Raw genomic sequence first — 11,757 nt, 5'->3', positions numbered from 1 at the left:
TTGTTTAGAACATTAAGGATAGAGACATTATCAATTGACGGGTAAACGGATAATTCGTGCCGCGTTCCCGCTTAACAGAAGATATATAGAATAACTCGCCTGTACTGGCGGACACTTGCATATTTTGTACGCCCAGCATATCCAGCCATTTTTTTGCGCGTATCTCATACATAAGGGTTGCGTTCTGGCAAATCAACGTATTTTCATTCTGAACAAAGCGGGAGGTGGCCTCAGACATGGTATAGTCATAATCGTTTATACCCCTGAAGAAAACCTCGTCGCCCGGCTGTTTCCACCGGTCGGTAAATACCCTTTCGTCCACGTTCATCAGTTTGTTGGTAACCTCCACCTTATCCCGTAATGTCTGGTTGTATAACTGGCCTCCCCACTGGTAGCCAAATGAAACATTCAGTGTAAAGTCTTTATAACGGAACATTGAACTGAAACTTCCCCTGTATTTAGGCCGGCTGTTTCCTACGGCAATCCTGTCGCGCGCATTCCATGTATAAGTCACTTCACCTTCTTTAGTCAGATACAGTTCCCGTCCCGTACTCGGGTCTATACCCAAAGATTGTACCACATAAATGGTACTTGGCGAATCTCCTTCGCGAAGTATCTTGTTCGGGCTGGAACCTCCAAGCAAAGCCAACTTTTCATTAGCGGCCTTCATCGCTTCCGATAATTTCACGATCTTGTCCTTATCATGGGCAACCATGCCTCTCACGGACCACGACATCCCACGTTTCAGATCCTGTATCAGAAAAACAGTAGCGGATAATTCAAAACCGCGGCTCTCCAGATTGCCCACATTTTCGGTGTAAGTACTGAATCCGTTGGAATATGGCAATTCCAGATCGGATAACAGGTTCGATGTTTTTTCTTTATAGATATCAGCTTCCAGCCTCAGACGGCTATTAAATATATCCGTTTCCAGCCCAAGGTTGTATTTTTTTCGTACCTGCCACTGCAAATCCTTATTGCCTAAGGCAACCTGGTAAGCTCCTGTCCATATATTGTAGCGACGGTCGGTATAGTACCTGTATGTGGCCAGCGCCATATAAGCGGCAAAGTCCTGTGAGCCGGTTGTCCCGATAGAACCACGTATTTTCAGGCGGTTCACAAACTTCAAATTGTCACGGATAATGGCTTCGTTGTGGAGGTTCCATCCTGCTCCAACAGACCAGAACGGTGCAAAACGGCGGTTGGTTCCGTATTGGGAAGCTCCATCCATACGGTAGGAAAAATCAAGCATGTAACGATTGTCGTAAATGTAATTCGCATTTCCCAATACACCGATTCTGCGGGTAGTAGATTCTGACCCGCCGGGACTCCCGTCTTTCTGGTACTGGAGAGCCATTCCCAAAAAGTCTATCGATTCATCGGGGAACCCTTCCGCAAGGAAACTATAACTCCGGCCCCGGTTTTGAGTTACATCTACATTTGCCATCGCGTAAAGCGAATGTTTCTCTGCGTAAACCCTGGAAAAGTTGACGGAGAAATTTACCTGATAATTGAAGTTTTTTCCATTGGAATATGAATAGCTTCCTTTTCTAAACAGGTCCTCATCAGTATATCCGGCAAAATCGGAATGGTCGGCCGGTTTAAAAACATCATGATTACTTGTATTGCTTCCGATGGCAATAGATCCCCTGAAGAATAATTCGCTCAACGGTTTCCATTCGATGGCAAAATTATTGGTAATATCAGTATAATCCGACTTATCGTAGGTGTTCAATGTAGCATTGTACATCGGGTTAGGCCATGCGCCGTTATAACGGGGATTGCCTGTTTGCCCCCAGTAGACGTCACTGTATGGAGTAAAAAAGCGAACCAGATGCCCTTGTTTATCATACGGTTTCCAATACGGGTTTAATTCTGCATACTGGGAGAATGACCCATAGGGGGATTCCTCCTGGTTTGTATGTCCGATCATCAGGGAGTTTCGGAAAGTCAGGCGCTGATGCTTATAGGTCAAATCAATACCCCCGTTAAATACTTTTCTTCCTGATTCTCTCATAACACCTTGCCGGTCGTTATATTGTGCTTTAATTGCGTATTGAAAAGAACGATCGCCACCTTCTAATTTCAGGTAGTGGTTCTGGTCAATACTGTTATGCAAGGGTTTGGCCAGCCAATCGGTATTGACCCCTTTGGCTACTTCTGCCAATACTTCGTTGTAATACTGCTGAAGAGCAATGTTTTGAGCCGGTGTTCTCAGTGCATTTTCATAATAACCCGACATCTCCTCAAGTTTCAATTTATCGCGGGAATTCAGTAAATGATAGCTGCTTAAATCGGGTAAATTCAGGGACATTTCGCTCCTTAACGATAATCTCAGCTTTCCTATCTCCGGTTCTTTGGTCGTAATAACGATGATGCCGTTTGCCCCCCGCGAACCGTATAATGCCGTAGCTGCGCCGTCTTTCAATATGGATATGGATGAAATCTCCTGGTCGTTGAGGTCCATCATACGCTGTAAGTTGGTTTCAAAGCCGTTTAATATAATCAGAGGCGTATTAAGCGCAGTGGAGGTTTGTTCCTGTAACTGATTGATTGAGGGAAGGTTTCCTGTTCCTCGGATTTGTATTTCCGGTAAACGGTTTGGGTCAGCGCCCCAAACATTGTTTTCGATCACATTAAAAGATGGGTCGATGTTGCTCAATGTTGTAAAAATATTTCGTCCGCGAAACAATTGCAGCTCTTCATTGGTAATTACACTTACTGCCCCGGTATAACTGTTTTTCTTTTTTGTCGAAATCCCTGTTATAATAACATCCTCCAATACATTTACCGTATCTTCCAATACGATGTTCAGGTTTTTGCCTGTATACCTTACTTCTTGCGGTTTCATTCCGATAAAGGAGAAAATCAATACCGGATTACTTTCTGTGCCTTGGGGTATTGTAATGGAATATTCTCCGTTAGCATTAGAAAGTACAGCCAGACCTGTGTTCTTCACCTGAACGGATACGCTTGGCAACGGATTATTATCCATGTCTGTAATGACACCTGTAATTACAACATTGTTTGTTTCCGGATCTTGCCGGGACTCAGGCTGAACTGTTTTTGTGTCCTCCCTGGTTTCCGGCTTGGCGATAATCAAAATCTTATCGCTGCTTACACTATAGGTCAGGTTCGTGTTTGTCAGTAATGCCTTCAATGTATTATCAACGGTACGTTCTGACTTTGGCAAGGTAATGTTCTTGTATGTGGAAATAAGGGTCAGTGAATAATTCATCCTGAAACCTGACAATTTCCCGACCTGATCCAAACCGTCTTTCAGCGGTTGGTTTTTCAGTTCAAGCACTATTTTCGTTTGCAACGATTGTGCAGACGCATTAAAGCCGCATAACACCAATAGCATGAACGTCACAATGCAAAGAATATAATGTCGTTTTCTTTTCATATCTTTGTGATTGGTTATAATGAAAAATATTAACTAATAGTAATTTGTTGTAATCCTAAAACCCTTCGTATAATCCCCATCATCGGAGGGTTTTTGTTGTTATTCCTATATTACCGGAATTTAAGATGAATTCATATGTATCATAGTATAGCTACTGTTTTTTTATGATTTATCTCGATGTTTTTACTTTTATTGTTCTATTTGATATATAGTTACTTTATTGTCTTCAATGACGTAGTTTGTCGCCGAATTGATGACGCACAGGATATCCAATATGCTTTCCAAAGATTCCGTCCCCCTGAATGAGGCTACGATTAATGTATTGGTCAGCTTACTGCCCCGGATTTCTATGTCTACATTGTATCGTTTACTCAATACGACAGCAATATCCTTTATACTCATCCCATTGAATTCCATCTCTTGTTTTGTCCAATCCACAGCGTCTTTTGTCCCTTGTTCGTCGACTATAAATTTTTTTCCCGCCAATTTTGTTTTATCGTATTCTATTTCTTCGTTTAACGATAGATTAGCTAACACTTGTTTTGTATTTTCCACCCTGACTTTTCCCCGTGTTACAGTTACCCGGATACGGTCATCGTCAGGCCATGCCTTGATGTTGAAAGATGTGCCCAATACGGTTGTTTTCAATTCTCCGCTATATATGATAAAAGGTTTTCCTGCATTGTATTTAATGTCGAAAAAGGCCTCTCCCACCAATCGTATTTCTCTTCTTTCTGCTCCAAAACCGGGAGCCAGTTCAACTGTACTGTTGGCTTGCAAGACGATTTGCGAACCGTCCGGCAACATAATATTCCGGACATATGAAACCGGTTCATCCATTGGCGTATGCATGACTTTCAAAACAATAGTATTCTCTTGTGGAGGTGTATCCCGGTTTAGTATATAATTGCCTAATCCGGCTAAAATAATCAGCAGGACAGCTGCAGAAGCTATACGGAACCACAGTCTTTTTCGTTTAGGTAGGATAATCGTAGAAACTTTCGGTTCGGAAGTAAGGATAGATGACAAAATTTCTTTAGACCGTTTGTCCGACAGTTGTTCTGTCGGCTCGTACTCGTTCCAGACATTCCACAGGATTTTTCTCAGTTGGTTGTCTGTAAAGAAACGGATCATATCGGCCAGTTTAACTTTATCTTCATTGCTATACGTCCCATTGAGGTAACTACGTAATAAATCTTTGAATATATTTTTTTTCATCATTCAATATATTGTTAATTAATGACAATATGCTTCTTCAATAGAAAATAACACTTTTGTGACAGATAGCTTATATACAGCTTTTTATATTGTAATGTGGATATATAGTCCTAATCGCTATATGGGATTCTTTTGATAAAAATTACCACATTTTAATATATAAGACGAATAAATATAAAAAAACACCTAGTCGGTCGTTATTTTTTTTGAAATTTTGATATTGAATGCTTTGTTAACGAATCATAACGACATGGATATAGATAAAATTGCTTATAAATGCTGTCTTAAATAGGATTTTTTGTCGTTTTGTAAAGTAAATGGAAAAAATAAATATTGTTAATAATATCGGTATGAGAAAAATGCATTGATTAAAAACGGAAGTGAAAATGTAAAGGTTTAAGGTTGTTGCGGTCAGGTTATTATGTTGTTATGGCTATAAATCAAAATATAAATAGACACATAATAACAAAATCGGATAATTATCCGATACATACACGCGTATATTGATGAGCGCCTGTCTCATGTGGTTTTGGACAGTAGAAACGGAGATGTTCATTTTGCCCGCAATTTCAGCATGGGAAAAACCATCTATACAATGGAAGTTAAACACTTTCCTTTGCTGGGAGGGTAATTTCCCAATAGCTTCTGCGATGGCATTACCCAGTTCTTTGTTTATTAAAGATTCGAGAGGTGTTTGAGTTGAAGTATCCGTATCCTCTTTCCCTTTATAATCATCTAAAGAAAATAGGGTATCATTGCTCTTTTTCCTGAGTTGGTCAATAGCATAATTTTGAGCGATATGATAGATATAAGCGTTTATATTTCTAACTCGTATAAGTTTTTCGCGTTTTTGCCATATTTTCATGAAAATTTCCTGAACCATATCTTCTGCTTTTACCGGAGACCGGGTCAGCTCTAAAAAAAATCCATATATTTTATCTTTATAATCATAAAAGAGCGAAGTGAAAGTTTCTTCATCAGAATCTTTTTTATTCAAAAATATATCAGGATGGTCTGTATTGCGTTTTTTATCTTTCATTTTTTTCGCTAAACTTTCATTAATAAAAATACTAAATATTTGAAAAACAAGAAAGTTACATATCTAAATTTTCAAAAGAACAACCAAAGTTTTTCACGGAAAGATATTTATTCTTTTTGTTCAAATATCTATTCGGCGTGTAAACGGAGTGAAAACTGGCACAAAGAACGGTTTCTATTTGTAGTAAAAAGAAAGCGGCCGGACAAATATATATCGCACCGATATAAATCCAGGTAACATATATTCCTCCGAACCGCATATCTTCAGTGTTTCTGCAAAAAAAAACTATTCTGTCGGATCAAACCAGATCAAACCGGTCGATATTCATCACTTTGTTCCATGCCGCTAAAAAATCCTTCACAAACTTTTCACCGGCATCCACACTTGCAAATACCTCGACGAGAGCCCTCAATTCGGAACTGGAGCCGAAGATAATGCCAACTCATGTTCCCCTGTATTTCAGCAAGTCATTTTTCTGTTTTTTCTTCTCTACAAGTACAACTTTTATTCAGTTCAACTCCATTGTCAAATTATTAATATACTTTACAAATATATAGATAAAATCCAGATATATTGTATTTACCTATCATTTGGCTTCCAACAGTATATTAAAATGACATATAGGCCACTACTAAACTCACGGAAGTTACCTATATCAGTCCTGTAACTTGTTCCAGAAATCAAATTAAGGATAAAAATACAGAACATATTTGTGTAAAAAACACAGAATATTAAGTATTTTAAATGGATAACATATAAAATAGCCATGTATGGAAGCCGATTTTGCTTAAAATATACCTGCCTGTCGAATCTTTATTATTCAATCCACCCTACCGGAAAACCTGGATTCTTTTTTATTTAAAAACGCCGCAGGCGTACTATAAGTATGTTTCTTTTGATTCTTTTCTTTACATAAAGAAAAGAATAATCTACTTTTTATCTATATTATCTACTATATCTATTATAGATCCTTTATTTCGGGGTAGTGTTTTCCGGTTTTCATACCAACTTCCCAGTTGAAAAATGAAAGCTTCGCCTGATTTCAGGGGTACTGGCTAAAATCCTGTAATTTCTTCCATTTGCCGTGCGATTTTTATGATTTCCGAACATAAAGGCTTCAGTTTTTCAAATGAAGGATCGTGCTCCGGATCAGTTTCTCCACAAAGTTGTTTTCCGGACTTTTTTATTTTCAGACCGGGTTCTCCTGCAAAAGGTTGTATTTCGTCCCGTGTAATACTTTCAGGCAACCGGGGCGACGCCGTATTGAAATATATATCACAGAAACGGATCAGGCCGTCAATATCCCCGATATTGGACAAAAGCATAACCAGTTTTTCATACCGGTCAACGTTGAATGAATAAAACACCCTGTTCCCCAATTGATTATTCTTCTTAGCCAATAATCCCAGCTTCATCAACCGTTTAACGGACTTATCGAAGCTGTATTCCTTAAGCCCCATCCTTTTCATATACTCTTCCCTGCTCCAGTCTGTATGGAACCCCCTGCCCTTCAAAAACTCTATTTCCAGCATATGCAACACAAAGCGGGACTCCGCCGGGGAAAATAGATAAGAAAGGCATGTATGGTATTTTATAAAAGCCGCCATATTGTTTTATTGTTTAGTTGTAATGATAAAAAAAGGGGAGAACAAGCGTCTCCCCATCAGAAAATAATAACCGGGCCTGGTCAGTCCTTTGCAGGGACACGCTCATTTACATAGAAGAAATGTATTTTCCCCTTTACCATCGGCTTATACGGTTTATACCCCAGCTCCCTGGCGTATTTGCCTACCGTTACTTTACCGGGAAGCTTAAACGAATGCTCTTTCATGTGCCTTGACATTTCATCGAATGTCATCCTTTGCTTCAGTTCCATTTTTTTACCTTTTGGATTAATTGATACTGCTTAATAATAGAACCAGGGCGTCCAAAAGGTTTGTGACCAAAGCCGGAGGAAGGATTATTACTCGATAATCCCCTTTTGATAAAGTTCGATCAAGGCAAAAGCCTTTATCACTTTTGGGAAATTATCCTTATCGATCCACTCTTTGGCGACATTCCAGGCAAGCGATAACTCAAATATGAAATTATCCAGCCTCAGTTCATGGTGGGAGAGCTTTCCTTCGGTGGGTTTCAGACCCGAATCATGCAGTTCGCACAGCCCGTTGCTAAGGAATACGCAGCCGGCTCCTGTTTTTACGGCCTGCACCATCGGCACCGGGCAGGGGTATTTTCCCAGGGCCATGCCCACGCACCAGAAAGTAAGCTTCAGTTTACCGGCATGCCCGGCCCGGATCAGTTTCAATATATCATCCGGCGTTCCCAGGCAGGGAACCCTGCATTGGGCCCTGCATTCCGGGCAATCGCATTCGACAGGCCTCCTGCCCGTATTACCCGCTATCTTAAGCAATGAATTATCCATTTGTGTGTCGTGTTTTTATTTATTCCCCGGATCCTTTTCCCGGTATAAGTCAAGTATAAATTCCCGTCCCGCCTTTGTCCACCGCTTGCCTACGGAGCATACATACGCCTTACCCTTCTTGTTTGTCCAGTAATAGGGATGGTCGCACTGGAGCGCGGCATGGGAAGGGTATGCCACATACTGCCTTTTTTCGAACTTGCATATCCTTTCCTCTATCAGGAACCTGTGCAGTTCAATGGTCGATATTTGCAGTTCCTCGGCGATAAAGGATGTCTTGAAAGACTCCCTGTCTCCGACCATCTTTTGGTAGAACTGCACTTTCGGCCTGTCCGTTTCGATCTGCCTGGTCTTGGCCTCGATCACCTCTTCCTGCTCGATCAGCATCCGGCAGGCTTCCCTGAAGTTCGAAGGGAGCTGCCTCTGTGCCCCGTAAGCCGTCTCAAATCTGATATTGCTTTGTCCGAGCGTGACATATCCCTGCTTCAGCAAGTCTTTTATCCGCTCGTTCATCCAGACGGACAGGTCGGGGGAGAGCCATTCGGCGAACTTAAAGGCCAGGCTGTCCTGTATCCATGTGGCCCCCACGCTCCCCCTTTTGGTTGTGATCTGGCTTTCCAGGCTATGGGATATGCCGTTGTCGACCAGCGACTGGCGGAACCGCTGCGTTTCCGCCAGCAACAGCCATTCCCTCGGGTTCTTATCCTGGCTGCGTGCCATCTCCGTCGCGTTGACATAGATAACGCCGTTGGGAGCCTGGAAGGATATGGGCTGGTCGTGATAGCTGAAAATGACAGGGGTATTGTTTTGCTCCGGCGCTTTATTAACGGCAGCATGTATGACAGTTGCCGTTTCCCTTATTCCGGGGGAAGGGACAGGTTCCGGTTCGGGCTTAGGCTCCGGTTCCTGTTTGGGTTTTGGTTCGGAATCAAGGTCCCTGTTTACAGGCAGTTTGCCCGCCCATTCCTCCAGCTCCCGGCAAATCCGCGCTATTTGTTTATTTTCTTTTTCTATACTCCTTGTAAGCGTATATATATCATAGATTTTAATAAACGGGAAGAGCTTCCCGTTTTTATATACCGGGAATTTTGCAGCTGACCTGCATATTCCGGCAGCCTGCCCGTTCCCGATCATCTCCTGCCTGCACAGTATCCTGCACAGGTCATGCAGGCTTATCCACTTCACGGCTTTACTACCGTCATAAATGACATGTATCCTTGTTCCCTTAAAAGGTATCGTTTCGTTTACAGGTTTCATATCTTGCCTCCTTCCTTATTTGTTTTCTTCCGGTTATCTTCCAGCGCGTACCTTTTTTTTGCCATTTCCCGGACAGTATGGTAGCGCCTTTCCTGTCCGCACATTTTATCGTATTCTTCCAGGCCCAGGGAGTCCAGGTCGCTCAGGTCTATCTCTATGTCGGGATGGATATGCCGGTAATAAAAGCCTCCGGTCGATATGTATTTCCCCAGGCAGCAGAAGGATATGGCCTGCAGGTTCCCCCCGGTCAGCAAAGAGGCCGCGTGGAGGGACCTGGTGATGCCTATCAGCACCTTCGCCCCGTTGAAGATCAGTACGTTCTTGGGTTCCTTAAACTTGCTTTTCCTCATCCCCTTCGTAGAATTTGATTAAGTCTCCTTTCTCGAACCGGTCCTTGACCGACATGACCAGGGCCGTATCCGACAGGCTTACGCCATTGATCAGCATTTCCGAAATCCGCTCCAGCATATAGACCGAGAATATGGGCTCCAGGTAAGCGATAAAGAGCAGGTCCAGAGACTCTTCCAGCAACAGGTGCCCGGTGTCCGCGTCTTCGGCGATCATATCTTCCAAAGGAATGGAACAGGTTTCCGACAGGTTTTTTATCCACCAGTCAAAGTGGCATTCAAAACCGGATATAATATCCACATTGGAAACGTTTACAGCTTCTTCTTTCTTTTGGATATAAAGGGTGGCATCGAAATAGATCCTGCCATCCGATTCCCCGAATAATATACCGGGGAATTCCCTGTACCTGACAGTCAGGCCGGGGGGCATCTTTTTTAACTTCATTTTTGATATATGCTTTTGTTAAAATTCGCGGTAAAAGTATATAAAAATACTTGTAATAAAAATAAGAAATAAGGTATTTTTAATGTGGTATTTCTATTTTAAATATTGATACATAGTAATTTAATTCATATTTAAAATTCATTTAACGATATAATAGGTATCTATTTTTTAAACCTAAAAATACCTGTATTTATTAACGTTTGCGACACTTCCCGCTGTATATGTTAAAACGGTGGTTACAACTATAATTGCCCCGTTTTCCTATTCTTAAAAAAAAATAAAGATGCAGGAAAAAAATCAGCCGGGGACATTCAACCGGGAGTTGCTTGAGAGTATTTTCCGGACGAGCAAGAAAACCATCCGGGAATATGTCTGGGAAATCGAGCGCAACAACAGGTATAAGTCCGCGCGGCAGGACGCCACCCTCGGCGTAGTCCTGGACGACCGTTCCCGGCTGATAGACCTGTATGAAGCGTGCCTGCAGCAGGATGCCCATATCCGGGCTGTCATAGAGACCCTGGAGAGCCAGATACTGGGCGACCGCTATATGCTGGCTAAAATCAATGAAAAAGGGAAGTACGTCAAGGATGTCAGGGAGACACAGAAGGTACAGGGTTCCCAGTTCGATAAGATTATAAAAGGGATCGTCGAGGCCAAACTGTACGGCTATACCCTGCTGGAGATAATGCCGCATACCGATCCAAGGACCGGAAAGCTGGCGGAAGTGAATATCGTCGAGCGCAGGAACGTCCTGCCGGACCAGCATACTGTCGTTAAGAGGCAGGGCATCTGGCTGCCGAACTGGAATATATGCAGCGAAGCCTACCGCAAAAACTATGTGCTGGTAAATACCGGGGACACGGGGCTGTTCTCCGCGACGACGCCCCTTATCCTTGCCAAGAAGTTTACGATCGCCAACTATGTGAATTTTTCCCATACCTACGGCCAGCCGATCATACACGGGAAGACGGTCAGCGAGAGTAATAACGACCGCAAGCGCCTGGCGGCGGATATCGCCAACGCCGCCCAGAACAAGGTTATCGTGACCGGGCTGGATGACGGGATAGACATCAAGACCTTTACGATGTCCAATTCGGAGAAGATATACACCAGCCTGATCGGGATTGTAAACAGCGAGGTCTCCAATATGATACTCGGCTCCGAATCGATGGCCGGGGGCATGCAGTCCTATGTCGGCTCGACCAAGGCGCACCAGGATATTTTCCGGGAACGGATCGAAGTTTACCGCAGGTACATAGAGAATATCATGAATGAGGAGATCGTACCCCGCCTGGCAGCGATGGGCTATATATCCTCCGGGCTGGAGTTCAAGTATTCCAACCGGATCGAGATGAATAATGAAGACCGGATACAGTTATACGGGCTGATCACGGATAAGTACGAGGTGGCTGCGGATGAGATAGAAAAAGAGTTCGGGATAATCGTCGGTAAACAGCTGAATGTAATGGATCCAGGTGGAGGCGCTATGGGTGGTGGTACAAGTTCCAATGGCCGACATGTGATGAGTGACGAAGAATACTACAAACGCTATGGGCGAAATAGAGGCAGTGATGTTTCAAATTTTCTGATGGGGACGGAATAGGCAGCCATTTACCGTCCCCCGGC

The 11,757-nt window shown here is 42.8% G+C and carries 10 protein-coding genes; 1 reads left to right on the top strand and 9 read right to left on the bottom strand.

Translation table 11 applies throughout. From position 1 onward, the window contains the following. Positions 1–4: 4 nt before the first annotated feature. The 9 genes from ACFO6W_RS03095 to ACFO6W_RS03055 all read right to left on the bottom strand — a co-directional run bounded on the left by ACFO6W_RS03095 (position 5) and on the right by ACFO6W_RS03055 (position 10,131). Positions 5–3,406 carry a SusC/RagA family TonB-linked outer membrane protein gene (locus tag ACFO6W_RS03095; RefSeq protein WP_379993868.1) on the bottom strand — a complete coding sequence of 1,134 codons (3,402 nt, stop codon included), beginning with the start codon at positions 3,404–3,406 and terminating at the stop codon, positions 5–7. A gap of 189 nt (positions 3,407–3,595) precedes the next feature. Further along, positions 3,596–4,627: a FecR family protein gene (locus ACFO6W_RS03090; RefSeq protein ID WP_379993867.1), complete on the bottom strand. Its 1,032-nt coding sequence runs from the start codon at positions 4,625–4,627 to the stop codon at positions 3,596–3,598. Positions 4,628–5,057: 430 nt separating this feature from the next. Then, positions 5,058–5,663: an RNA polymerase sigma factor gene (locus ACFO6W_RS03085; RefSeq protein ID WP_379993866.1), complete on the bottom strand. Its 606-nt coding sequence runs from the start codon at positions 5,661–5,663 to the stop codon at positions 5,058–5,060. Between the two features lie 1,055 nt (positions 5,664–6,718). Then, a complete protein-coding gene (locus ACFO6W_RS03080; RefSeq protein WP_379993865.1) occupies positions 6,719–7,270 on the bottom strand; it encodes a hypothetical protein in 552 nt (183 codons plus the stop codon). An 80-nt stretch (positions 7,271–7,350) separates the two neighbouring features. Next, complete coding sequence (locus ACFO6W_RS03075) at positions 7,351–7,539, bottom strand: hypothetical protein (RefSeq protein WP_379993864.1); 189 nt, start codon at positions 7,537–7,539, stop codon at positions 7,351–7,353. Between the two features lie 87 nt (positions 7,540–7,626). After that, a complete protein-coding gene (locus ACFO6W_RS03070; protein ID WP_379993862.1) occupies positions 7,627–8,085 on the bottom strand; it encodes a hypothetical protein in 459 nt (152 codons plus the stop codon). A 15-nt stretch (positions 8,086–8,100) separates the two neighbouring features. Continuing rightward, on the bottom strand, positions 8,101–9,339 hold the full coding sequence (locus ACFO6W_RS03065; RefSeq protein ID WP_379993861.1) for a KilA-N domain-containing protein: 1,239 nt from the start codon (positions 9,337–9,339) through the stop codon (positions 8,101–8,103). Continuing rightward, entirely contained in the window at positions 9,336–9,689 is a 354-nt protein-coding gene (locus ACFO6W_RS03060; protein ID WP_379993860.1) for a hypothetical protein, read from the bottom strand. The genes ACFO6W_RS03065 and ACFO6W_RS03060 overlap by 4 nt, the downstream gene beginning before the upstream one ends. Then, entirely contained in the window at positions 9,670–10,131 is a 462-nt protein-coding gene (locus tag ACFO6W_RS03055; protein WP_379993859.1) for a hypothetical protein, read from the bottom strand. The genes ACFO6W_RS03060 and ACFO6W_RS03055 overlap by 20 nt, the downstream gene beginning before the upstream one ends. Positions 10,132–10,414: 283 nt before the next feature. Here ACFO6W_RS03055 and ACFO6W_RS03050 point away from each other — a divergent pair, with 283 nt between their 5' ends. Continuing rightward, positions 10,415–11,734, top strand: a complete 1,320-nt coding sequence (locus ACFO6W_RS03050; protein ID WP_379993858.1) for a phage portal protein family protein — start codon at positions 10,415–10,417, stop codon at positions 11,732–11,734. Positions 11,735–11,757 lie beyond the last annotated feature (23 nt).

Origin of the sequence: Dysgonomonas termitidis (genome assembly GCF_042654545.1) — a bacterium.
Classification (GTDB): domain Bacteria; phylum Bacteroidota; class Bacteroidia; order Bacteroidales; family Dysgonomonadaceae; genus Dysgonomonas; species Dysgonomonas termitidis.
The sequence above is the reverse complement of the archived record's forward strand: the minus strand, read 5'-3'. Positions and strand labels throughout refer to the sequence as shown.

What these genes read in the sequence shown, in the direction of transcription:
- ACFO6W_RS03095 (WP_379993868.1), bottom strand. Translation starts at nt 3,406, where the DNA reads ATGAAAAGAAAACGACATTATATTCTTTGCATTGTGACGTTCATGCTA.
- ACFO6W_RS03090 (WP_379993867.1), bottom strand. Translation starts at nt 4,627, where the DNA reads ATGATGAAAAAAAATATATTCAAAGATTTATTACGTAGTTACCTCAAT.
- ACFO6W_RS03085 (WP_379993866.1), bottom strand. Translation starts at nt 5,663, where the DNA reads ATGAAAGATAAAAAACGCAATACAGACCATCCTGATATATTTTTGAAT.
- ACFO6W_RS03080 (WP_379993865.1), bottom strand. Translation starts at nt 7,270, where the DNA reads ATGGCGGCTTTTATAAAATACCATACATGCCTTTCTTATCTATTTTCC.
- ACFO6W_RS03075 (WP_379993864.1), bottom strand. Translation starts at nt 7,539, where the DNA reads ATGGAACTGAAGCAAAGGATGACATTCGATGAAATGTCAAGGCACATG.
- ACFO6W_RS03070 (WP_379993862.1), bottom strand. Translation starts at nt 8,085, where the DNA reads ATGGATAATTCATTGCTTAAGATAGCGGGTAATACGGGCAGGAGGCCT.
- ACFO6W_RS03065 (WP_379993861.1), bottom strand. Translation starts at nt 9,339, where the DNA reads ATGAAACCTGTAAACGAAACGATACCTTTTAAGGGAACAAGGATACAT.
- ACFO6W_RS03060 (WP_379993860.1), bottom strand. Translation starts at nt 9,689, where the DNA reads ATGAGGAAAAGCAAGTTTAAGGAACCCAAGAACGTACTGATCTTCAAC.
- ACFO6W_RS03055 (WP_379993859.1), bottom strand. Translation starts at nt 10,131, where the DNA reads ATGAAGTTAAAAAAGATGCCCCCCGGCCTGACTGTCAGGTACAGGGAA.
- ACFO6W_RS03050 (WP_379993858.1), top strand. Translation starts at nt 10,415, where the DNA reads ATGCAGGAAAAAAATCAGCCGGGGACATTCAACCGGGAGTTGCTTGAG.